The organism is Knoellia locipacati, assembly GCF_007992835.1.
Classification (GTDB): domain Bacteria; phylum Actinomycetota; class Actinomycetes; order Actinomycetales; family Dermatophilaceae; genus Knoellia; species Knoellia locipacati.
Genome location: NZ_BKBA01000014.1, coordinates 30648 through 52120, shown reverse-complemented (window position 1 = coordinate 52120; position 21473 = coordinate 30648). Strand labels below are relative to the sequence as shown.

19 protein-coding genes, 1 other RNA gene and 1 pseudogene are annotated in these 21473 nt (G+C 70.6%); 7 read left to right on the top strand and 14 right to left on the bottom strand.

Annotated features, from left to right (window positions below):
• The 3 genes and pseudogenes from KLO01_RS16440 to KLO01_RS16430 all read right to left on the bottom strand — a co-directional run.
• A pseudogene (locus KLO01_RS16440) lies at positions 1 to 387 on the bottom strand (DEAD/DEAH box helicase); the annotation flags it as partial.
• Positions 388 to 571: 184 nt separating this feature from the next.
• Entirely contained in the window at positions 572 to 955 is a 384-nt protein-coding gene (locus tag KLO01_RS16435; RefSeq protein ID WP_147067179.1) for a VanZ family protein, read from the bottom strand.
• Positions 952 to 2358, bottom strand: coding sequence for an NAD-dependent malic enzyme (locus KLO01_RS16430; RefSeq protein ID WP_147067177.1), 1407 nt, complete (start codon positions 2356 to 2358; stop codon positions 952 to 954). The genes KLO01_RS16435 and KLO01_RS16430 overlap by 4 nt, the downstream gene beginning before the upstream one ends.
• A gap of 110 nt (positions 2359 to 2468) precedes the next feature.
• Between KLO01_RS16430 and KLO01_RS16425 the strand changes: the two genes are divergently transcribed.
• Positions 2469 to 3086, top strand: coding sequence for an SIMPL domain-containing protein (locus KLO01_RS16425; RefSeq protein WP_147067175.1), 618 nt, complete (start codon positions 2469 to 2471; stop codon positions 3084 to 3086).
• Entirely contained in the window at positions 3083 to 3745 is a 663-nt protein-coding gene (locus KLO01_RS16420; protein ID WP_147067173.1) for a YgjV family protein, read from the top strand. The genes KLO01_RS16425 and KLO01_RS16420 overlap by 4 nt, the downstream gene beginning before the upstream one ends.
• On the opposite strand, the gene KLO01_RS16415 is transcribed toward KLO01_RS16420, so the two are convergent.
• From KLO01_RS16415 to KLO01_RS16405, 3 genes are all read right to left on the bottom strand, one after another.
• Complete coding sequence (locus tag KLO01_RS16415; protein WP_147067171.1) at positions 3702 to 4538, bottom strand: phosphatase PAP2 family protein; 837 nt, start codon at positions 4536 to 4538, stop codon at positions 3702 to 3704. The two genes, KLO01_RS16420 and KLO01_RS16415, sit on opposite strands and share 44 nt — an antisense overlap.
• Positions 4539 to 4634: 96 nt before the next feature.
• Positions 4635 to 5002: a transfer-messenger RNA gene (gene ssrA / locus KLO01_RS16410) on the bottom strand.
• 98 nt (positions 5003 to 5100) lie between these two features.
• Positions 5101 to 5961, bottom strand: coding sequence for an SDR family oxidoreductase (locus tag KLO01_RS16405; RefSeq protein WP_147067169.1), 861 nt, complete (start codon positions 5959 to 5961; stop codon positions 5101 to 5103).
• 110 nt (positions 5962 to 6071) lie between these two features.
• On the opposite strand from KLO01_RS16405, the gene KLO01_RS16400 reads away from it, so the two are divergent.
• Entirely contained in the window at positions 6072 to 6449 is a 378-nt protein-coding gene (locus KLO01_RS16400; protein WP_147067166.1) for a winged helix-turn-helix transcriptional regulator, read from the top strand.
• Between the two features lie 3 nt (positions 6450 to 6452).
• On the opposite strand, the gene KLO01_RS16395 is transcribed toward KLO01_RS16400, so the two are convergent.
• Positions 6453 to 7355: a phosphatidylinositol-specific phospholipase C/glycerophosphodiester phosphodiesterase family protein gene (locus KLO01_RS16395; RefSeq protein ID WP_307725683.1), complete on the bottom strand. Its 903-nt coding sequence runs from the start codon at positions 7353 to 7355 to the stop codon at positions 6453 to 6455.
• A 138-nt stretch (positions 7356 to 7493) separates the two neighbouring features.
• Here KLO01_RS16395 and KLO01_RS16390 point away from each other — a divergent pair, with 138 nt between their 5' ends.
• Complete coding sequence (locus KLO01_RS16390; protein ID WP_147067165.1) at positions 7494 to 10883, top strand: pyruvate carboxylase; 3390 nt, start codon at positions 7494 to 7496, stop codon at positions 10881 to 10883.
• Between the two features lie 78 nt (positions 10884 to 10961).
• Positions 10962 to 11135 carry a CsbD family protein gene (locus tag KLO01_RS16385; protein ID WP_147067163.1) on the top strand — a complete coding sequence of 58 codons (174 nt, stop codon included), beginning with the start codon at positions 10962 to 10964 and terminating at the stop codon, positions 11133 to 11135.
• Between the two features lie 103 nt (positions 11136 to 11238).
• Here KLO01_RS16385 and KLO01_RS16380 read toward each other — a convergent pair whose 3' ends face one another.
• The 6 genes from KLO01_RS16380 to ftsE all read right to left on the bottom strand — a co-directional run bounded on the left by KLO01_RS16380 (position 11239) and on the right by ftsE (position 17653).
• Complete coding sequence (locus KLO01_RS16380) at positions 11239 to 11763, bottom strand: type 1 glutamine amidotransferase domain-containing protein (RefSeq protein ID WP_147067161.1); 525 nt, start codon at positions 11761 to 11763, stop codon at positions 11239 to 11241.
• Positions 11764 to 11827: 64 nt separating this feature from the next.
• Positions 11828 to 13780: a DUF2207 domain-containing protein gene (locus tag KLO01_RS16375; RefSeq protein WP_246136271.1), complete on the bottom strand. Its 1953-nt coding sequence runs from the start codon at positions 13778 to 13780 to the stop codon at positions 11828 to 11830.
• Positions 13781 to 13808: 28 nt separating this feature from the next.
• Complete coding sequence (smpB, locus tag KLO01_RS16370) at positions 13809 to 14294, bottom strand: SsrA-binding protein SmpB (protein WP_147067160.1); 486 nt, start codon at positions 14292 to 14294, stop codon at positions 13809 to 13811.
• 92 nt (positions 14295 to 14386) lie between these two features.
• Complete coding sequence (locus tag KLO01_RS16365; RefSeq protein ID WP_147067158.1) at positions 14387 to 15784, bottom strand: peptidoglycan DD-metalloendopeptidase family protein; 1398 nt, start codon at positions 15782 to 15784, stop codon at positions 14387 to 14389.
• Between the two features lie 169 nt (positions 15785 to 15953).
• Positions 15954 to 16859, bottom strand: a complete 906-nt coding sequence (gene ftsX / locus KLO01_RS16360) for a permease-like cell division protein FtsX (RefSeq protein ID WP_147067156.1) — start codon at positions 16857 to 16859, stop codon at positions 15954 to 15956.
• Entirely contained in the window at positions 16856 to 17653 is a 798-nt protein-coding gene (ftsE, locus tag KLO01_RS16355; protein ID WP_246136270.1) for a cell division ATP-binding protein FtsE, read from the bottom strand. The genes ftsX and ftsE overlap by 4 nt, the downstream gene beginning before the upstream one ends.
• 108 nt (positions 17654 to 17761) lie before the next feature.
• Here ftsE and KLO01_RS16350 point away from each other — a divergent pair, with 108 nt between their 5' ends.
• Positions 17762 to 18403 (top strand): MarR family winged helix-turn-helix transcriptional regulator, encoded by a 642-nt coding sequence (locus KLO01_RS16350; protein WP_186828096.1) that lies wholly within the window; start codon positions 17762 to 17764, stop codon positions 18401 to 18403.
• Entirely contained in the window at positions 18396 to 19964 is a 1569-nt protein-coding gene (locus tag KLO01_RS16345) for an MDR family MFS transporter (RefSeq protein WP_147067152.1), read from the top strand. The genes KLO01_RS16350 and KLO01_RS16345 overlap by 8 nt, the downstream gene beginning before the upstream one ends.
• Positions 19965 to 20061: 97 nt before the next feature.
• On the opposite strand, the gene KLO01_RS16340 is transcribed toward KLO01_RS16345, so the two are convergent.
• Complete coding sequence (locus tag KLO01_RS16340; protein ID WP_246136269.1) at positions 20062 to 21432, bottom strand: 3-hydroxybutyrate oligomer hydrolase family protein; 1371 nt, start codon at positions 21430 to 21432, stop codon at positions 20062 to 20064.
• Positions 21433 to 21473 lie beyond the last annotated feature (41 nt).

The following is a 21473-nucleotide window of genomic DNA, read 5'->3' as shown; positions in this document are numbered from 1 at the left end:
GTCACGACCCAGGAAGCCACCGCGCGAGTCACTGCCGCGGTCGTCCCGACGCTGGCCGTATGCCGGACGCTCACCACGGGTGTCGCGACCCTGGTAGCCACCGCGCGAGTCACTGCCACGGTCGTCGCGGCCCTTGAAGCCACCGCGCGTGTCACTGCCGCGGTCGTCGCGCCCGGTGCCGGCGCGGTTGGTGCGTCGAGCCGGGCGGCCCCGGTCCGCACGGTCCTCGTCGCTCCAGCGCGGGCTGCGCTCGGAGCGGGGGGCCTTCGTGCGGGGGCCGTCGGGCTGGCCGCGGTGGGCCTTCTTGGGGCCCTTGGACTTCGCGGTCGCCTTCTGCGACGAGGTCCAGCGCGGCTTCTTGCCGCTGGAGGAGGGGTTCTTGGGCATGGGAAATCACTCGATCCGAGTCGGTGGTGGTGGCGTCTACGGCCCTCCACGACGACTTCTGTGTCAACGAGATTTCACGGGCTGCACGCGGCGCCGGACGTGGCGCAAGGAGTCAATGCTACCAGCGGTCCGTGCTCAGCCCGAACTCGAAGCACGCGGCCGCACACCCCCCGGACGCCGCCCGTCAGCGTCCGCGAAGGTGGTCGGCTTCCCGACCAGGAGTGCGGACGGTGACGACCGCCCGTGCCACCAGCACCCCGAGGGCCACCCCGGTGAGGTCCGCGACGGCGTCCCACGGGTCGCCGGACCGGTGCGGCAGCAGCGTCGCCTGGACGACCTCGCTCACCGGTGCGTGGAGCGCCATGAGGGTCACGACGGGCACGAGCGGGAGCCGCGCCAGCAGGGCGAAGAGCACCGGCAGCGCGAACACCGTGAGGTGCACGAGCTTGTCGAAGTTCGGGAACGGCGCCACTCCCCCACCCGACGGGGCGTAGACCACGACGAGCTGGAGGACCAGCGCGAGCACCGCGGGCAGCAGCGAGCGGCCGCGCCGCGGCGCACTGCTCACGCGGGAGGTTCGGACGTGGCGGCCTTGGCGACGGCGGCGGCGACGACCTCGGCGACGTCCGGGTGGAAGACGCTCGGGATGATGTAGGTCGCGTTGCGCTCGTCCTCCTTGACGACACCCGCGAGCGCCTCGGCCGCGGCGAGCAGCACGGCCGGGGTGAGCACCTTGGAGCCCGAGTCGAGCAGTCCGCGGAAGACGCCGGGGAAGACGAGGACGTTGTTGATCTGGTTGGCGAAGTCCGAGCGACCCGTGGCCACGACGGTCGCGTGCTTGGACGCCTCGACCGGGTCGACCTCGGGGGTCGGGTTGGCCATGGCGAAGACCACGGCGTCGTCGGCCATCGTCGCGATGTCGTCGCCGGTGAGGATGTTGGGTGCGGAGACACCCAGGAAGACGTCGGCCCCGGCGAGCGCCTCGACGAGGGTCCCGCTGAAGCCCTCCGCGTTGGTGTGCGCGGCGATCCACTCGTGGTTGGGGTGGTCTCCGGACAGGACGTCCTCGCGTCCCGCGTGGATGACCCCGTGCATGTCGGCGACGACGACGTTGCGCGCACCGGCGAAGAGCAGGAGCTTGAGGATCGCGGTCCCGGCCGCCCCGGCGCCGCTCATGACGAGCTTGACGTCCTCGAGCTTCTTGCCGACGACCGCGAGCGCGTTGCGCATCGCGGCGAGGGCGACGATCGCGGTGCCGTGCTGGTCGTCGTGGAACACCGGGATGTCGAGCTCGGCACGCAGCCGCGCCTCGATCTCGAAGCAGCGGGGGGCCGAGATGTCCTCGAGGTTGATGCCGGCGAAGACCGGGGAGATCGCCTTGACGGCCGTGATGATCTCCTCGGTGTCGGTCGTGTCGAGGCAGATCGGGAAGGCGTCGATGTCGGCGAAGCGCTTGAACAGCGCGGCCTTGCCCTCCATGACCGGCATGGCCGCGAGCGGGCCGATGTTGCCCAGACCGAGGACGGCGGTGCCGTCGGTGACGACTGCGACGGTGTTGCGCTTGATCGTGAGGCGGCGTGCGTCCTCGGGGTTCTCGTGGATCGCCATGCAGACCCGGGCCACGCCGGGGGTGTAGATGAGCGAGAGGTCGTCACGGTTGCGGATCGGGACCTTGGACTCGATCCGGAGCTTGCCGCCGAGGTGCATGAGGAAGGTGCGGTCCGAGACCTTGCCGATCTCGACCCCCGGCACGACCCGCATCCGCTCGACGATCTCGTCGGCGTGCTCGGGGTCGCGGGTCATGAGGGTGACGTCGATGCGGACCGCGTCGTGCCCCGACGCGGTGACGTCGAGCCCGGTGACCACTCCCCCGGCCTCTTCCACGACCCCGGTGAGCTCGCTGACAGCGGTGGCTCGGGCCGGGACGACGAGACGGACGGTGACGGAGTTCGCGGCGGAAGGAAGGGCCATGGGCACGATTCAACCTGCTACTCGCGAGTTCACGACAATCGGCCCGCCACGCGGGCACCTACCCCGTGGATCGACGTGGCCCACGCACCGGCGGACCTACAGTTGCCCCCATGAGCGAGCACGTCGAAGTCACCGGCCAGGGCGCGCACCACGTCGTGCCGGACCTCGTCATCCTCCGGGCCCGCGTGCAGTGCGAGGCCCGCGACGTGGCGAGTGCCCTCACCGAGTCCTCGAGCCGCACCGCCGCAGCCCTCCAGGCCGCCGCCGACCACGGCGTCGAGGGCAGCGACCGTCGCACCGAGGACGTCGGCATCCACCCGCGGCACGACAGCAACGGCCGCAAGGTCGTCGGCTACACGGCATACCAGGCCTTCCGGCTCACGATCCGGGACAGGGCACGCGTCGGTGACGTCCTCCAGGCCCTCGCCGGTGCGGCCGGCGACGCACTCGCGGTCGACGGCATCGAGATGACCGCGGAGCAGAGCACCGAGGCCGTCGAGGCGTCGCGTCAGGCGGCGTTCGAGGACGCGCACGCCCGCGCGTCCCAGTACGCCCGGCTCGCCGGCGCCGAGCTGGGCCCCGTCCTCACGATCCGCGAGGGCGGCGTCGAGCCGGGACCGCGTCCGATGATGGCCCGCTCCGCCGACGCCTTCGCCGGTGGCATGCCGATCGAGGGCGGCACCCGCGCGATCACGAGCACCGTCACGGTCCGCTGGGCGCTGGCATGAGCTGGCTCGACGCGCTCGGCTGGTTCGGGTCCGCGCTCCTCGTCTTCTCTCTGCTCCAGGCGCGGATCCTGCGGCTGCGCGTCCTCAACACCATCGCCTGCGGCATCCTCACCGTCTTCAACGCACTCATCGGCGTCTGGCCCATGGTCGCGATGAACGTCGTGCTCGCCGCGATCAACCTGTGGTTCATCGCCACGATGCTGCGCGAGAAGAACGACGCGAGCGCCTTCGCCGTCATCGAGGTCGAGGAGGACGACGCCTACTTCCAGCACTTCATCGAGGTGCAGCGGGCCGACATCGCGAAGTTCAACCCCGGCTTCAGCGGGGTCACCGAGTCGGCCTCACGCTTCGCCTACCTCGTCCTGCACGGCCACGAGACGGTCGGTGTCGTCGTCGTCCGCGACGCCGGTGGCGGCGTGGGCCAGATCGAGCTCGACTACGTCACCGAGCGCTACCGCGACTTCACGCCCGGCGAGTTCGTGTGGCGGCACAGCGGCCTCTTCGCCGGTCACGGGTGGCGGACCGTCCGCACGCCCGACGCGATGGTCGGGGCCTACTACGAGAAGCTCGGGTTCCGCCCCGACGGTGACGCCTGGGCGCTCGACATCGCCGGCGTCACGCGTCCGGGGAGCCCGTCGGATGCCGTCGGGCCAGCGTGATCCTCACCCGGTGACCGGTGATGACGCTGGCCAGCCAGCCGAGACCGATCGCCCATCCGGCGATGACGTCGGTGAGCCAGTGGTGGCCCAGGTAGACGCGTGACAGGCCCATCGCGACGATGAGCAGGCCGAGCACGACGATGACGACCGCGCGCCAGCGCCGCTTGCGGATCCAGATGACGAGCAGGTATGCCGTGAGCCCCAGGACCACGGTCGCGTTGAGCGTGTGCCCGGACGGGAAGCTCGCGGAACTCTCGAAGGGCGGCACGGCGAGGGACTGTGGCGGGCGGGCCCGCCCGGCGAGGCCCTTGCCGGTGATGGTGATGGCGAGCGAGCCGGCGGAGGCGATGGCCATGAGGACGAGCGGCGTCCAGCGGCGCCACGCGATCGCGAGGCCGACGCCGGCGAGCAGGGCGATGAGCGGCATCCCCACCGTGCCGCCGAGGTCGGTGAAGTCGGTGACGAGCCGCGACGACTCGGGGGTCCTCATCCCCACGGACCAGTCGAGGACCGGCTGGTCGATGACCGAGATCCCGTCGCGGTCGACGACGTTCTCGTAGACCTCGGCCGAGACCTCCGCGAAGGCCCAGACGAGGCCGAGCCCCACGCCGACGGTGAGGACGAGAGCCAGGTTGGCGAGCGACCACCGGCCGAGCCGGCCGAGGACCGCCGCTCCCCGCACCGCGGCCCGCACGACGAACCGGCCGCTGTCGGACCGCCAGTCGCCGAGGTCCCGGTCCCCGATCCGCTCGTCCTCGGGGGGTGGGGTGCGCTGGGACTCGGCGGACGGCATACGAGATCGTCACACACGGACATGGGGACAGACGAACACCCGGCCGGACGGCTCGCGCCGACCGACCGGGTGAGGTCGTTCGTGGGATGACCACGGTGGTGGAGGTGGCGGGAATCGAACCCGCGTCCACTGACGGGAAACCAAGACTTCTCCGGGTGCAGTGCGCTGTGGATTTTCTCGGCCCCAGGGCTCGCGCGCACACGTTCCCTGACAGGCCCAGTCGGATTGGAGTCCCGCGCCACCCCCCGACAAGGGTGACGCAGCAAGTTCTCTAGCTGACGCCAGACACTGAGACGAGAACGAGCTCAGGCTGACGGACTTCGGAGCTCGCTCAGGCGGCGAGGGCGAAGTCGGTGCGCTTGGAGTTGGCACCTATTGGTTTGCACGGAGCGTTTACGAGATAACCGTGCATCCTCGACCCGCTTCCCTTGATCCGCCGACCAATGTCGAAACCGATCACCCCCCTGAGGGGGCTCATCCCACGCTGTTGAGTTGTGGTTGGAACTGTACCTGCCAACGCGTGGCGGCCCCGAATCATTTCCGGGACCGCCTCGCGCGGGGCTCAGGCCAGGGCGCTGCGCAGGGCGTCGGCGAGCGGGGTCGTCGGACGCCCGATGAGCCGCGAGAGGTCGCCGGTCTCGACGAGGAGCGCGCCGTGCTTGAGGCCGTCGTCGCCGGACGCGAGCGCCTGGGCGTAGCCCTCGGGAACGCCCGCGCCGACGAGCGCTGCGGCGTAGTCCTGCACCGAGAGGTCGCGGTAGGCCACCGGCGTGCCGGACTGCTCGGACAGGGCCGCGGCGTACTCGCCGAGGGTGAACGCGCTGTCCCCACCGAGCTCGTAGACCTGACCGGCCTGGTCCTCGCTCGTGATGACGGCGGCGGCAGCCTCGGCGTAGTCCGCGCGGGTGGCGGCGCTCACCCGTCCCTCCCCGGCGGCACCGAGGACGACGCCGTGCTCGAGGTGCTGCGGGACCTGAGCCGTGTAGTTCTCGATGTACCAGGAGTTGCGGAGCAGGGCGTGCGGCAGACCGGAGTCGGCGAGGGCCTGCTCGGTCGCGCGGTGCTCGTCGGCGAGGCCGAGCGGCGAGGTGTCGGCGCGCACGATGCTCGTGTAGGCGACGAGCTCGACACCGGCGCGGACGGCGGCGTCCACGACGTTCTGGTGCTGGGCGACGCGCTGGCCGACCTCGGACCCGGAGATGAAGAGGAGGCGGTCGATGCCGGCGAGGGCGGCGTCGAGCGAGGCCGGGTCCTCGAAGCTGCCGACCCGCACGTCGATGCCGCGCTCGGCGAGGTCGTCGGCCTTCGCCCGGTCGCGTACGAGGGCGGCGATGTCGGCCGGTGCGACGCCGCGGGCGAGGAGGGCGTCGATGGCGAGGCGACCGAGGTGTCCGGTGGCGCCGGTGACGAGGATGGAGGTCATGAGGGTGGAGCCTTTCGAGGTGAGGCGGCGAAGCGCTGACACCCGGAGAACGACCGTGGTCGCGGCATACTTCCCGTTGGTTAGTACCCACTTTGAAGTAAGGTACCTACATGAAGGTGAGCACCCCCCTGGCCGAGCGCTTCCCCGACGCGGTCTTCGCGGCCGGCTGCCCGAGCCGCACCGTCCTCGACCACGTCATGAGCAAGTGGGGCCTGCTCGTCCTGCTCTCGCTCGGCGACGGCGAGCCGCTGCGCTGGAGCGAGCTGCGCCGCCGAGCCGAGGGCGTGAGCGAGAAGATGCTCGCCCAGACCCTGCGCACCCTCGTCGCCGACGGCTTCGTCCTGCGCGACGCACGGCCGGTCGTCCCGCCGCACGTCGAGTACTCGCTCACGCCGCGCGGGCTCGAGCTCGCCGCCCTGCTCAACCCGCTCATGGTGTGGGTCGTCGACAACGCCCCCGAGATCCTCGAGGACGCCGCGAGCGCCTGACGGTCAGGCCGCCGCCTGCTCCTCCGGGTCCTCGGCGAGCAGGAAGCGCTGGAGCCCGGCCAGGTCGTCCGTGTTGAGGACGTCGACGTCGGCGGCCACGAGCTCGCGCCACACGGCCTCACGGTTCGGGAGCGCGGCGTCGGGCGTCGCCCAGAAGCGCACCTGCTGGCCGCGGGCGTGAGCCGTCGCGACGATCGTGCGCAGCCTGGCGCGCTCGGCCTCGGGCATGGCCCCGACGCCCTGCCAGGTGAAGTACTTGGTCCAGTTGTCGCTGACGAGCGGCATGACGCTCGCCGGCAGCGGGCCGCCGAGGTCGCCCATCCGGCCGTCGTAGAACGAGAAACGCTTGCTCGCGGCCTGCATCGCGGTGAGGTCGCGGTTGCCGGAGATGACCGCTGTCACGGCGCGCTCGTGGACCTTGCCACCCTTGTATGCCGTGAACAGCTGCGGGTAGGCCGAGAGCTCGCGCTCGATGACCGGCCAGGCCGCCGTCCCCTCGCTCTTGACGTCGATGAGCAGCCGGAACGGCTCGCGCCCCTGTCGGTGGATCGCGCCGCCGTTCTCGCGGAACCGCTGGGCGAGCGGAGCGAGGTAGGTGTCGCGCAGCGTGCGGGCCGGGTCGGGCCCGTCGTGCCCGATGTAGAGCTGGTCGTCGACGAGCCAGACGTCGGCCTCGGCCGAGGTGAACCCGTGGTCGAGTGCGTCGAGCAGCGGCCGGTCGTGCTCGTAGTCGTTGTGGGCGTGTGCGCGCTCCAGCGGCTGCACGGACGCGCGTGGTGGTGAGCTCACCACCGCGGACGTGACGGGCGCGGCACTGGCCGCGGGCAGCGCCGCGGGGCCGACGAGAGCCGCGCCGAGCGCAGCGGTGGTGGCGACGAGAAGGCGGGCGAACGGCATACGAGTCATGTCCTCCACCCTCCCGCGCGAGCATGGATCGCGCGCGTCGAGCAGGTGAACGCGTCCGGACTGTGGTCTTTCGGTCTCACTCAGTGAGCGATCACTAGCATTCCGGTAGACCGTTCGCCGCCCTCCCGGAGGTATGCCGTGTTCCGCAAGGTCCTTGTCGCCAACCGAGGTGAGATCGCCGTCAGGGCGTTCCGCGCCGCCACCGAGCTCGGCGCCAAGACGGTCGCGGTCTTCCCCCACGAGGACCGCAACTCCGAGCACCGGCTCAAGGCCGACGAGTCCTACCAGATCGGCGAGGAGGGTCACCCGGTCCGGGCCTACCTCGACCACGAGAACATCGTGCGCGTCGCCGTCGAGTGCGGTGCCGACGCCATCTACCCGGGCTACGGGTTCCTCTCCGAGAACCCGCTGCTCGCCGAGGAGTGCGCCGCCAACGGGATCACCTTCATCGGTCCCCCGGCGCAGGTCCTCCACCTCACCGGCAACAAGGCGAAGGCGATCGCCGCCGCCAAGGCGGCCGGGCTGCCGACGCTGCGCGGGTCCGAGGCCGGCACCGACCTCGACACCCTCGAGGCCGCCGCGGCGGACATCGGCTACCCGTGCTTCGTCAAGGCCGTCTCCGGCGGTGGCGGCCGCGGCATGCGCCGCGTCGACGACCCCGCACACCTGCGCGACGCCCTCGAGGCCGCCCAGCGCGAGGCCGACGCGGCGTTCGGCGACCCCACCCTCTACATCGAGGAGGCGGTGCTCGACCCGCGCCACATCGAGGTGCAGGTCCTCAGCGACGGGTCCGAGGGCGACGGCGGCGTGCTCCACCTCTTCGAGCGGGACTGCTCGCTGCAGCGACGCCACCAGAAGGTCGTCGAGATCGCGCCTGCCCCGAACCTCGACGCCGCCACCCGCGACCAGATGTGCGCCGATGCCGTGCGCTTCGCGCGCGAGATCGGCTACGTCAACGCCGGCACCGTCGAGTTTCTCCTCGGCCAGGACGGCCGCTACGTCTTCATCGAGATGAACCCCCGCATCCAGGTCGAGCACACCGTGACCGAGGAGGTCACCGACATCGACCTCGTCGTCTCGCAGATGCGGATCGCGTCGGGCGAGACCTTCGAGGACCTCGACCTGCGCCAGGAGGACATCCGTCTGCGCGGGTTCGCCCTCCAGTGCCGGATCACCACCGAGGACCCGGCCAACGGGTTCCGGCCCGACGCCGGCACGATCACCGTCTACCGCTCGGCGGGTGGCGGCGGCGTGCGGCTCGACGGCGGCACGGTGTTCGTCGGGGCGCGCGTCTCGGCCCACTTCGACTCGATGCTCGTCAAGCTCACCTGCCGCGGGCGCGACTTCCCGATGGCGGTGCGCCGGGCCCGGCGAGCCCTCGCCGAGTTCCGGATCCGCGGGGTTTCCACCAACATCCGCTTCCTCGAGGGCGTGCTCGCCGACCCGGTGTTCCAGGCCGGGCAGGCGACGACGTCGTTCATCGACGAACGCCCCGAGCTCCTCACCGCGCGCACGCCGGCCGACCGCGGCACCAAGCTGCTCACCTACCTCGCCGACGTCACGGTCAACCAGCCGCACGGACCGGCGCGGACCACCGTCAAGCCGCGCGCCAAGCTCCCCGCGCTCGACCTCGAGGCGCCGCTGCCGCCCGGCTCGCGCGACCTGCTCCAGCGGGTCGGGCCCGCCGAGTTCGCGCGCCGGCTGCGCGCGCGCACCGAGGTCGCCGTCACCGACACGACCTTCCGCGACGCCCACCAGTCGCTGCTGGCGACCCGGATGCGCACCCGCGACCTGCTCCACGTCGCGGGCCACGTCTCGCGGCTCACCCCCGAGCTGCTGTCGATGGAGGCCTGGGGTGGCGCGACCTACGACGTCGCGCTGCGCTTCCTCAGCGAGGACCCGTGGGAGCGCCTGTCGCTCCTGCGCGACGCCATGCCCAACGTGCCGCTGCAGATGCTCCTGCGTGGGCGCAACACCGTCGGCTACACGCCCTACCCGACCAGGGTCACCGACGCGTTCGTCGGCGAGGCGGCCCGCTCGGGTCTCGACATCTTCCGGATCTTCGACTCGCTCAACGACGTGGGCCAGATGCGTCCGGCGGTCGACGCGGTGCTCGGCACGGGGACCGCCGTCGCCGAGGTGGCGCTCTGCTACACCGGCAACCTCAGCGACCCCCGCGAGACGCTCTACACGCTCGACTACTACCTCCGGCTCGCCGAGGAGATCGTCGAGACCGGCGCCCACGTCCTCGCGATCAAGGACATGGCCGGCCTGCTGCGCGCCCCCGCGGCCCGCACCCTCGTGACCGCGCTGCGCGAGCGGTTCGACCTGCCCGTGCACCTGCACACGCACGACACCGCCGGCGGCCAGGTCGGCACGCTGCTCGCCGCCATCGACGCCGGCGTGGACGCCGTCGACGCCGCCTGCGCGTCGATGGCCGGGACGACGAGCCAGCCGTCCCTGTCGGCCCTCGTCGCCGCCACCGACGGCACCGACCGGCCCACCGGGCTCGACATCGACAACGTCTTCGCGCTCGAGCCCTACTGGGAGGCCGTGCGCCAGCTGTACGCCCCCTTCGAGTCCGGCCTGCCCTCCCCCACCGGCCGCGTCTACTTCCACGAGATCCCAGGCGGCCAGCTCTCCAACCTGCGCCAGCAGGCGATCGCGCTCGGCCTCGGCGACCGCTTCGAGGACATCGAGGACACCTACGCGGCCGCCAACCGGATCCTGGGCAACATCGTCAAGGTCACGCCGAGCAGCAAGGTCGTCGGCGACCTCGCCCTCGCCCTCGTCGGTGCCGGCGCGGACCCGGACGACTTCGAGGAGAACCCGACGAGGTACGACATCCCCGACTCGGTCATCGGCTTCCTCGAGGGTGAGCTGGGAGACCCGCCGGGTGGCTGGCCCGAGCCGTTCCGCACCAAGGCGCTCCAGGGACGCCAGGGCAAGCCCCGCGTCACCGAGCTCACCACCGAGCAGGAGGCGGCGCTCGACGCCGCACCTCGCGCGACGCTCAACGAGCTCCTCTTCCCCGGCCCCACCAAGGACTTCCTGTCGTCGAGGGAGCGCTACGGCGACCTGTCGGTGCTCGGCACGGTCGAGTTCCTCCACGGTCTCGACCCGTCGCGCGAGTACGAGGTCGAGATCGAGGCCGGCAAGAGGCTCCTCCTCGCCGTCAGCTCGATCGGCGACGCCGACGCCAAGGGCATGCGCACCGTCATGTGCACCCTCAACGGCCAGTTCCGCCCGATCACGGTGCGGGACAACGCCGTTCAGGTCGACGTCAAGACGGCCGAGAAGGCCGAGCCCGGCAACCCGAGCCACGTGCCCGCACCCTTCGCCGGAGTGGTGACGCCAGCCGTTGCGGAGGGCGACACCGTCGAGGCCGGGGCGGTGGTGGCGACCATCGAGGCGATGAAGATGGAGGCCAACATCACCGCCCCCAGCTCGGGGACCGTCGAGAGGCTCGCGATCGGCGGTCATCAACAGGTCGAGGGCGGGGACCTTTTGATCGTCCTGAAGCGTTAGCCTGAAGGAGCATCGAATCGTCAAGACGCGGCGCATGCTCGATGCAGATCACCATCCGCACAACCAAGGAGATTCACCATGGGTATCGGAGACAAGATCGAGAACATGAAGGACAAGGTCGTCGGCGAGGGCAAGGAGCAGGTCGGTGACGCCACCGACAACGAGCGCCTCGAAGCCGAGGGCAAGGCCCAGCAGACCGAGGGCAACCTCAAGCAGGCCGGCGAGAACGTCAAGGACGCCTTCAAGAACTGAAGCGCCCGCACGCACGAAGGCCGGTCCTCCTCACGGAGGGCCGGCCTTCGTCATGTGCGCAGGTGCGGCTGGGCCGAGCGTCTCGTCCCAAGCGAGCGCCTGCTCAGCCGAGGGCGTCGAGCAGCGCCTTGGTGAAGGCGGGGATGTCATCGGGGTTGCGGCTCGTGATGAGGTTGCCGTCGACGACGACCGCCTCGTCCTGCCAGGTGCCGCCGGCGTTGCGGATGTCGGTCTGCAGGCTCGGCCACGACGCCAGGGTGCGGCCCTCGAGCACACCGGCCTCGACGAGGGTCCACGGTGCGTGGCAGATGGCGGCCACCGGCTTGCCGGACTCGACGAACGCCTTGATGAAGGCGACGGCGTCGGTGTCCATGCGCAGGGCGTCGGGGTTGGCGACGCCACCGGGCAGGACGAGCGCGTCGTAGTCGTCGACGGAGGCCTCCTTGACGAGACCGTCCACGGGGCGGGTCTCGGCCTTGTCGAGGTGGTCGAAGGTCTGGACCGTGCCGGACTCGGTGCTGAGCAGCGTGGCGGAGTGACCGGCCTGCGTCACGGAGTCCCACGGGTCGGTCAGCTCGACCCGCTCGATGCCTTCGGGTGCGGTCAGGAATGCGATTGTCTTGGCCATGCCCCCAGACCATCACGGTTCGGGTGCGTGGCGCCACCTCCCTTGGGGGGTGGGCGGGCGACGACTACCAGGAGCCGCCGCCACCACCGCCGCCACCACCGCCGGAGAACCCGCCACCACCGCTGAAACCGCCACCGCCGAGGCCCGACCCACCGGACGAGCCGGGCGTCGACACGAAGGTGCCGGCGGCCTGGGTCGAGAACGAGTCCATGCTCGAGGCGACGTGGCCGAAGTTCCAGCCGGTGATCGGCCCGGCGTACCAGACCGGAGCCGCGATGCTCTGGCCCGCGGCGGCTGCCGCGGCCGCGACCTCCTCGAAGACCGCGGCCCACCGGTCGGCCAGGCCGAACACGATGGCGTAGGGCAGGAACTTCGAGAAGACGTCCTGCGCCTCCTCCCACCGGATCTGGTTGGCCTCGGCGGTGGCGATGTAGCGCTCGAAGCCCTGTGACTGGGCGAGGACCGCGCTGCCCTCGGCCGTGCGGGAGGCCATGCTGCGCCCGAGGAGCTGGACGATGATCCCGGTGACGATGAGGCCGATGCCGAAGACCCAGCCCTTGGCGACGAGCGAGCCGCCACCGAGCGACCCGAGCCCGGCGGTGCCGAAGAAGAGGGCGAACCCGCCGAGGCCCATGAGGGTGAAGCCGAAGCCGACCCAGCCGGCACGCTGCGCGTCGGGCGAGCGCCGGAACCAGTGCCGCTGCACGGACTCGGTGTACATCATCCCCTGCACCTGCTTGAGGGTGCCGGCGAAGGTGTTCTTGAGCTCCGAGAGCCTGGTCTCGTCACCCTTGGCGAAGACGCCGTCGAGGAGCCGCTGCTCGTAGGGTGCCAGCGCCACGCCACCGGCGGGAGGCGTCTGGCGACGCAGCAGCCAGTCGTCGCTGCGGAAGCGACCGCGCTCCTCGTTGGTGATCGTGAGGTGGCCGCGGACGGCGAGGTCGATGAGGGTCGCGGTGACGTCGACGACGTCGGCCTTCTCGTCCATGATCGTGCCGACCATGCCGGGCTGGACGCCGGGAGGCGGGGTGAACTGGACCGCGATCGTCGGCGCCTTGCCGCGGACCACGGGTGCGCTCTCCCCCGCGCCCGGGGTGAGGCCGGGTGTGAGCCCGGCATAGACCTCGTCGCGACCCCGGGTCCACACGAGCAGCCCCATGAGGCCCCCGGCGAGCAGTGGGAGCAGCACGCCACCCCCGGCGAGCGCCGCACCGAGGTAGCTGGACTGGGTCGGCGAGAGCGAGGGGCCGGGGTCGTAGCCGCCGCCGAAGCTGCCGTCGTCACCGGTCTCGCGCAGGTCCGGCGTGAGGTCGCCGAACGCGGTGCGGGGCCACGACACGACGATGGTCGCCCCCTGCCCGGGCGCGATGTCGGGGACCGTGAAGCTCGACGTCGCACCCGCGGTGCCGGTGCACGTCGTGTCCTCCTGGAGCGCGCCGTAGTAGCAGGCGACCCGGGTGGCGGGCACGGGCCCGGTGACGTCCGCGCTGACGTTGCGGTAGACGTACTCGTTCGAGGGGTCGATGTGGTTGTAGTAGAGCTCGGCGGTGCCGTCGCCGATGTCGTTGATGACGTGGGCGAGGGTGTAGCTGAGGACGTACTCCTGCACGCCCTCGACCGTCTCGTCGGCGCTGCCGATCCGGACCTGCTCGTAGGCACCGAAGTCGGAGATGTCGGTGTCGGTCGGCGCCCCCGTCGGCGAGGTCACCTCGACGTCGGACAGCTCGTAGTGGCGGTACTGCGTCGTCGAGTCCTGGTAGCCGGCCCGGGTCTGGATCGTCCGGTAGATGCCGTGACGCTCCTCCCCCTCGGGGAAGTCCCAGCGGATGCGCTGGGTGACGCGCATCGAGCCGTCCTGCTGCACGGCATACCGGACGTTGAAGGAGGCCGCGTCGTCATCCATCGGCAGGAAGCCGGCCAGCGACGGCGGTGAGGCGGGCGACGCCGTGGCGGCGGGGGCGGCGAGGACCGCGCCGAGCGGGATCGCGATGCACGCGGACGCGGCGAGGCCCGCCATCCAGCTCCGAAGCCGACCCCTCACGCGACTACCCCCTGTGTGCGCCGAGCTCGCGCTCGGTCTCACGACGATCCTGGCGCTCACGCAACGCGTGGCGCTTGTCGTACTCCTTCTTGCCCTTGGCGATCGCTATCTCGACCTTGGCGCGGCCGTCCTTGAAGTACAGCTGCAGCGGGACGATCGTGTGGCCGCTCTCGCGGGTGCGCTGCGAGATGCGGTCGAGCTCCTTGCGGTTGAGCAGGAGCTTGCGGCGGCGGCGCGGCGTGTGGTTGGTCCAGGTGCCCGAGACGTACTCGGGGATGTGGACGCCCTCGAGCCAGAGCTCGTCACCGGTGAAGCTCGCCCAGCCGTCGACGAGGCTGGCGCGCCCCATGCGCAGCGCCTTGACCTCGGTGCCCATGAGCACGAGACCGGCCTCGAAGGTGTCCTCGACGATGTAGTCGTGGCGAGCCTTGCGGTTGCTCGCGACGACCTTGCGGCCGTCGTCGTTCTTCTTGCTGGCACCCTTGGCCACCGCGCTTCACCTCCTCGAGTCAGTGCGACACGCTACGACAGGGTATGCCGTCCGCGCGCCGGGTTTTGCGCGGCACCACCCGTGTCCGCGACTCAGAGGTAGTTGCGCGGGTCGACGAACGTGCCGTCCTCGTAGACCTCGAAGTGGAGGTGGCAGCCGTTGGAGTTGCCGGTGCTGCCCTCGTAGCCGACGACCGTGCCGCGCGAGACCCGACCGCCGTGGGTGCGGATGCGCTGGAGGTGGTTGTAGGTCGTCGTGAGGTGGACGCCACCGATGACGCCGTGGTCGACGATGACGCGGTTGCCGTAGCCGGGGTTGTAGCCGGACTCGATGACGACGCCCGGGGCGGCCGCCTTGATCGGCGTCCCACAGGGGGCGGCGTAGTCGCGGCCGCTGTGGAGCTTCCAGATGTGCTGGATCGGGTGCAGCCGCATGCCGAACTCGGAGCTGATCCAGCCCAGGGTGGTCGGTGCGCTGAGCGGGCCGCCGCTGGAGGGGCTGCCACCGGAGGAGCCGCCGGACGAGCCGCCGGACGACCCACCCGTGGAGCCGCTGCTGCTGGGCTTCTTCTTGTTGCGGGCGGCGCGGGCGGCGGCCTCGGCCTTGGCCTTGGCGTTGGCGGCGGCGCGGATCTTGGCGCGGCGCAGGGCCGCGGCGGCACGGGCCTTGATGACGGCGCTGAGCCGGTCGGACTCGACCTGGGCGGCGGCGAGGCGGGCGTTCTCGGCGACGGACTGCGCCTTGACCGCGGCGGCCTGCTGGGCCTGCTGGGCGGCGAGCGCGTCGAGAGCGGCCTTGGCGGCGGTGGCCTTGTCGCGGGCGGCGTTGGCGGCCGCGAGCGACGCCTCGGCCTTGCGCTTGGCCTTCTCGGAGTCGGCGCGCAGCGCGGAGAGGTGGTCCTCCTGTGCCGTCTGGCTCGCCTTGGCAGTCGCGAGCTTGACCATCGACTGGCCCTGGAGGTCCATGACCGTGCCGATGAGCGCGATCCGGTCGGCGAACTGCTGCGGTGACGTCGACGTCATCGCCATGTCGAGCTCGCCGAAGCCCTGCTCCTGGTAGATCTGCGCGGCGAACTGGGCCACCTGGCCGCGGCTGTCGCGGATCTCCTTGGAGGTCGCCGCGAGCTCGTCCTGGGCCTTGGTCTCGTTGGCCTGCGAGACCTCGAGCTCCTGGGCGGCGATGGCGTTGGCCGTCTCGGCCCGCGAGGCGGCCGCCTGGGCCTGGGTCAGCGCGGACTGCGCGCCGGGCAGCCGGCCCTGCGTGGTCCGCAGCGCGATGTAGGCGTTGGCGAGGTCTGCGTTGGTGTCGGCGAGGTCGTCACGCAGCTTGTCGATCTGCGCGTCGACGTGCTTCTTCTGCTTGCTCGGGTCCGGGTCGGATCCGGGGTGCGCGGAGACCGGCGCCACGAGGGCGAGGGAGCAGAGCAGGGCGGCAGACATGCCGATGGCGCGACGCGCGGAGGCGTTTCGGGGCGCAGGGGTTCGCCTCATGATCACCATTGGTAACACGAGTCACCTCCGTTTGTGAACATTTCACGCCGAACTCGTCGCTGAAATTTCCCGTGGGTAGGTTCCACGCCGCATCGAGAGGCCACATCGTCGCCGATGCGGGGTCTCCCCCGCCGGCATACCGGTGTGAGTGACGCGACCGGTGGCGGCGTCAGACCCGGAGGTAGCGGCGCAGGGTGACCACACTGGTGACGACCGCGATGAGGATGACCCCACCGAAGAGCCATGGTGTGAGGGCCCAGACGTCGTTGGCCCCGATGAGCGCCTTGTTGAGCACCACCTGGTTGAAGCCGGCGTTGAAGATGAGACGCAGTCCGACCCAGAGCATGCCGACCGCGAGCGCGACACCCATGGTCGCGACGACGAGCATCTCGATGATGAACGGCATCCGGATCGTCCAGTTCGAGGCGCCGACGAGCCGCATGATCCCGATCTCGCGGCGTCTGATGAAGGCCGCCTGCCGGATCGTCGTCGCCATGAGCAGGGTCGCGCAGATGACCATGAGCCCGGCGAGGAAGACCGAGAAGCCGGTGATCCAGTTGATGATCTGGAAGAAGCGCTTGAGGACCTTCTCCTGGTCCTGGACGCTCGCGACGCCCGGCGCACGCTCGAACTGGCTCGTGACGACGGCATACTTCGTCGGGTCGCTGAGCTGGACGCGGAAGCTCTGCGGGATGTCACCGAGCTGGACGTTGCCGGTGATCGGGCTGTTGCGGAACTGCTCCTTGAAGCGGTTGAAGGCCTCCTCCTCGGACTCGTGGAAGACCTCCTTGACCTCGGGCATGGACTTGAGCTGGCTCTCGATGCTCTGCTGCTGCGCGTCGGTCGCCGCCTGGTTCTGGCAGTTGGGCTGGAGCGAGTTGTCGGTGCACAGGTAGATCGAGACCTGGATCCGGTCGTACCAGTAGCCCTTCATGGTGTCGGCCTGGCGCTGGGCGAGCAGGCCCAGACCGAGCAGGAACATCGACACCATCGTCACGAGGATGACGGACAGGGCCATCGAGAGGTTGCGGCGCAGGCCCGACCAGACCTCGCTGGCGATGAAGCCGGCCTTCATCGGTCCTCCCCTCCGAACCGCTCGGGATCGAGGTCGCCGATCTCCTCGGCCACCTCGGCGTCCTCGACCGCGTCCGGGTCGCTCGGCGGCGACGACGTGGCGGCCCCGATCGGCGCGAGGTAGGTGCCGTGCTGCTCGTCGCGCACGACGTGGCCCTCGTCGAGCTGGACGACGCGGCGCCGCAGCTGGTTGACCGTGTCGGCGTCGTGGGTGGCCATGACGACGGTCGTGCCCGTGCGGTTGATGCGGTCGAGCAGGTGGACGATGTCGAGGCTGATCTTGGGGTCGAGGTTGCCGGTGGGCTCGTCGCACAGCAGGATCTGCGGCTTGTTGACGACGGCGCGGGCGATGGCGACGCGCTGCTGCTCACCACCGGACAGCTGGTGCGGCAGGCGCTTGCCCTTGCCCTCGAGCCCGACCATCTCGAGGGTCTCGGGCACGAGCTGGCGGATCGCCGACGACGGCTTGCCGATGACCTGGAGCGCGAACGCGACGTTCTGGTCGACGGTCTTGCCCGGCAGGAGCCGGAAGTCCTGGAAGACGGCGCCGATCTCGCGGCGGAACCGGGGAACCTTGCGCGCGGACAGGGAGCCGAGGTCCTGACCGGCCACGAGCACCGTGCCCGACGTCGCCCGCTCCTCGCGCAGGGCGAGGCGGAGCATCGTGGACTTGCCGGACCCGGAGGGCCCGACGACGAAGACGAACTCGCCGCGCTCGACGTTGACGTTGACGTCGTCGAGCGCCGGGCGGGTCGACCGCGGATAGACCTTGGTGACGTTGTCGAAGCGAATCATCGCTGGGGAAAGGCCTCACGGCTCGGGGGCAGGATGCACAAGGAGCATAGGTTCCGCACCCGTGAGCCCCCGGCAACCGGGGCCCCGACGGCGTGTAGCCGCATCAAGTTGCTTGATGCAACCAACAAGCGTTTAATAGTTGACATGGTCAAGCAATCTCCCGGGGGCGACGAGTTCGAGCAGTTCGCCACGAGCCTCTTCCGGCTCACGCGGTCGCTGCGCGCCACCTCGCACCTCTGGCTCCAGCTGCCGGGCGGCCTCAAGTCGACCGACATCACGATCCTCAAGGTGCTCGAGGACCACGGTCAGTCGCGCTCGGGCTTCATCGCCGACCGGCTCCACGTCGGCGCCTCCGTCATCAGCCGCCAGCTCGCCTCGCTGAGCGCCGACGGTCTCGTGGTGCGCCGCAAGGACCCGACCGACGGTCGCGCCGAGCTCGTCGACCTCACCCCCGAGGGGCGCGCCCGGCTCGCCTCGCTGCGCCGGACCTACGTGAGCGGGATGCGCGAGCAGTTCACCGATTGGGACGCCGAGACCGCCCTCGCGGCGGCGCGGACGCTCGACGAGATCTCGAACCACATCGTCCCCGCGCTCGGCGGCAGCGCTGGCAGCGCCGGCAGCGGCGGCTCGGCCTCGCAGCCTTCCCCCACACACGCCCCGGCCGCCACCGACCCAGGCGCCGTCACGGGCACCGACTCCGACTCCGTCTCCACGACCACCACCGACTCCACCGAGGACCTGAATGTCTGACACCGCAACACTCACCCGAGAGCCGACGCTCACCCACAAGGAGGTGCTGGAGGTCCTCACCGGGCTGCTCTCCATGCTCTTCGTGGCGATGGTCAGCTCGACGATCGTCAGCACCGCCCTGCCGACGATCATCGGTGACCTCGAGGGCAGCCAGACCTCCTACACCTGGGTCGTCACCACGACCCTGCTGGCGATGACCGTGACCAGCCCCATCTGGTCCAAGCTGTCCGACCTGTTCGACAAGAAGTTCCTCGTCCAGGTCTCCGGCGTGATCTTCCTGCTCGGCGCCCTCGCTGCGGGCTTTGCGCAGAACGTCCCGCAGCTCCTCGCCGCTCGCGGGCTCCAGGGAGTGGGCGTCGGCGGTCTGATGGCACTGGCGCAGGCCATCATGGGCTCGATCATCCCGCCGCGTGAGCGCGGCCGCTACACCGGCTACATGGCCTCGGTCATGGCCGTCGCGACTGTGTCCGGCCCTCTCCTCGGCGGTCTCCTCGTCGACAGCATCGGCTGGCGCTGGTGCTTCTGGGCCGCGGTGCCGATCTCGCTCGTCGGCCTCGGCATGCTCCAGAAGTTCCTCCACCTCGAGCGGGTGCGCCGACAGGTCACCATCGACTGGTGGGGTGCCGTCCTCATCTCGATCGCGGCCAGCCTCCCCCTCATCTGGGTCTCCTTCGCCGGTCGCAGCTATGACTGGGTCTCGGTCGAGACTGCCCTGTTCCTCGTGCCGACCGCCATCGCCGTCGCCGCTCTCGTGCTCGTCGAGCGCCGGCACCCGGAGCCGCTCATCCCGGGGCGGATCCTCCTCGAGAGGACGACCAGCCTCGCGATCATCGGCAGCATCGCCGTCGGCATCGCGCAGTTCGGCACCTCGGTCTTCCTGAGCCAGTACTTCCAAGTGGCCCAGGGCTTCTCCCCCACCGAGGCCGGTCTGCTCATGCTCCCGCTCATCCTCGGCAGCATGGTGGGCGCCACGGTCTCGGGGCAGCTCATCACCCGCACCGGTGTCTGGAAGCCCTACATGATCGGCGGCGCGGTCGTGCTGATCCTCGGGCTCGGCCTCATGGGCGTCACCGACCACACCACCCCGATCTGGCACCTCTCGATCTACATGATCCTCATGGGCCTGGGCCAGGGCGCGCTCATGCAGAACCTCGTGCTCGTCGTCCAGAACACCGTCGACGTCCACGAGATCGGCACGGCGAGCGGGGTCGTGAGCTTCTTCCGCTCCCTCGGCGGCACCGTCGGGATCGCCGTCCTCGGTGCGATCCTCGCGAGCCGGGTCACTGACCACATCTCGACCGGCCTCCGGGCCGCGAAGATCCCGGTCCCGGCCGACGGCGCCGGCAGCGGCACGCTCGACCTCGGCGCGCTCCCCGAGCCGGTGCTCACCATCGTGCGCCACGCCTATGGCGACAGCACCGGGTTCATCTTCGTCATCGCCGGCGCCATCGCCGTCGTCACCCTCGTCGCCGTGTGGCTCATGCCGCACACCGAGCTTCGCACCACCGTCGCCAAGCACGACGACAAGGACCCGCTGGGGCTCGAGCAGCCCATCGACTGACTGCCCTTTCCAGCCTCACCACCCCGACTGGTTGCCCCACTGGGACGCCGAGCGTTGAGCCAGGTGTCACAGTGGGGCAATCAGTCGTTCGGCAGGGTCAGGCGAGGGTGCAGGTGTTGAGCAGGTCGCCGGACGCCGGTCGCGGCACGGTGGCGTCGGCCGGCGGCGCCATGCCCTTCTCGACCCACGCCGTGAGCAGGTCGAAGCCGGTGCGCGCGCACGGCAGGAGCGGCCGCAGCCGGTCCGGGAACGCCGGCACGAGCGCGTCGGTGTGGGTGCCGTCGGCGACGCGGTAGTAGCGGTGCAGCGCACCGGCACCGGCGTCGTCGATGAGCCGGTCGTAGACGTCGGAGTCGGTCCCGATCGGCAGCAGCGTGTCCATCGTGCCGTGCACGGTGATGAGCGGCTTGCGGATCCTGCCGGTCAGCTCGACGGAGCGGATCGCGTCCTTGACCGACTGCGGACGGCTCGCGTAGTCGTAGTCGGCGTCGCACTGGGGCGTCCCGCTCGCGCAGTAGGGCGTCCCCGCCTTGGTGTCACCGTCGAAGGTCGGGTCGAACTCCTCGCGGTAGATCCGCTGGGTGAGGTCCCAGTAGACCTGGTGGTGGAACGGCCAGAGGAACTCGCTGCCCGGGGCGAACCCGGCCGCGATCATCGCGTCGTGGGCCGCGGGACTGCCGGTCGCGGCATACGAGGGGTAGTTCTTGAGGGCGGTCGGCAGGTAGGTGAGGAGGTTCGGGCCGTCCGCGCGGAAGAGCGTGCCCTCCCAGTCGAGGCCGCCGTCGTAGAGGTCGGGACGGTTCTCGAGCTGCCAGCGGACGAGGTAGCCGCCGTTGGAGATGCCGGCCATCCACGTGTGCCTGGGCTTGCTCGCCCGGACCTGCTGGAGCACCTTTTTGGTCGCGACGGTGAGCTCGGTGACGCGCGAGTTCCATTCGCGCACACTGCCACCCGGCGCCGAGCCGTCGTCGAAGAAGTTGACGCCGATGTTGCCCTTGTCGGTGCTGGCGAAGGCAAATCCCTGTGCGAGGACCCAGTCGGACCAGATGAAGTCGTTGGCGTACTGCGTGCGGTTGCCCGGTGCGCCGGTGACGACGAGGCCCCCGTTCCAGGTGTCGGGGATGCGGATGACGAACTGGCTGTCGTGGTTCCAGCCGTTGTTGGTGTTCGTCGTCGAGGTGTCGGGGAAGTAGCCGTCGACCTGGATGCCGGGGACGCCGGTCGGGTTGACCGTGCCCGGGGTGTGCAGTCCGGCGTAGTCGGCGGCCCTCGTGTGGCCCGAGGCGACCGTGCCCGCGGTGGTGAGGTCGTCGAGGCAGGCGGTCTTCTGCATCTCGGCACCGGGCACCGTGATCTTGGACTGGCGGGCGCAGTGCCCACCGCCGGGCTTGTCGCTCTGGCGGTCGGCGGAGGCCTGAGGAGCGGCCACCGTGAGGGAGGCCGTCATGGCGAGGGCGGCCAGGGCCACCAGGACTGTGCGAGGAGACGTCGTTGTCGGGCGCATGGGCG

Coding starts and splice junctions, on each gene's coding strand:
- KLO01_RS16430 (WP_147067177.1), bottom strand. CDS start 2,358: ATGGCCCTTCCTTCCGCCGCGAACTCCGTCACCGTCCGTCTCGTCGTC.
- KLO01_RS16425 (WP_147067175.1), top strand. CDS start 2,469: ATGAGCGAGCACGTCGAAGTCACCGGCCAGGGCGCGCACCACGTCGTG.
- KLO01_RS16420 (WP_147067173.1), top strand. CDS start 3,083: ATGAGCTGGCTCGACGCGCTCGGCTGGTTCGGGTCCGCGCTCCTCGTC.
- KLO01_RS16415 (WP_147067171.1), bottom strand. CDS start 4,538: ATGCCGTCCGCCGAGTCCCAGCGCACCCCACCCCCCGAGGACGAGCGG.
- KLO01_RS16405 (WP_147067169.1), bottom strand. CDS start 5,961: ATGACCTCCATCCTCGTCACCGGCGCCACCGGACACCTCGGTCGCCTC.
- KLO01_RS16400 (WP_147067166.1), top strand. CDS start 6,072: ATGAAGGTGAGCACCCCCCTGGCCGAGCGCTTCCCCGACGCGGTCTTC.
- KLO01_RS16395 (WP_307725683.1), bottom strand. CDS start 7,355: ATGACTCGTATGCCGTTCGCCCGCCTTCTCGTCGCCACCACCGCTGCG.
- KLO01_RS16385 (WP_147067163.1), top strand. CDS start 10,962: ATGGGTATCGGAGACAAGATCGAGAACATGAAGGACAAGGTCGTCGGC.
- KLO01_RS16380 (WP_147067161.1), bottom strand. CDS start 11,763: ATGGCCAAGACAATCGCATTCCTGACCGCACCCGAAGGCATCGAGCGG.
- KLO01_RS16375 (WP_246136271.1), bottom strand. CDS start 13,780: ATGGCGGGCCTCGCCGCGTCCGCGTGCATCGCGATCCCGCTCGGCGCG.
- KLO01_RS16365 (WP_147067158.1), bottom strand. CDS start 15,784: ATGAGGCGAACCCCTGCGCCCCGAAACGCCTCCGCGCGTCGCGCCATC.
- ftsX (WP_147067156.1), bottom strand. CDS start 16,859: ATGAAGGCCGGCTTCATCGCCAGCGAGGTCTGGTCGGGCCTGCGCCGC.
- ftsE (WP_246136270.1), bottom strand. CDS start 17,653: ATGATTCGCTTCGACAACGTCACCAAGGTCTATCCGCGGTCGACCCGC.
- KLO01_RS16345 (WP_147067152.1), top strand. CDS start 18,396: ATGTCTGACACCGCAACACTCACCCGAGAGCCGACGCTCACCCACAAG.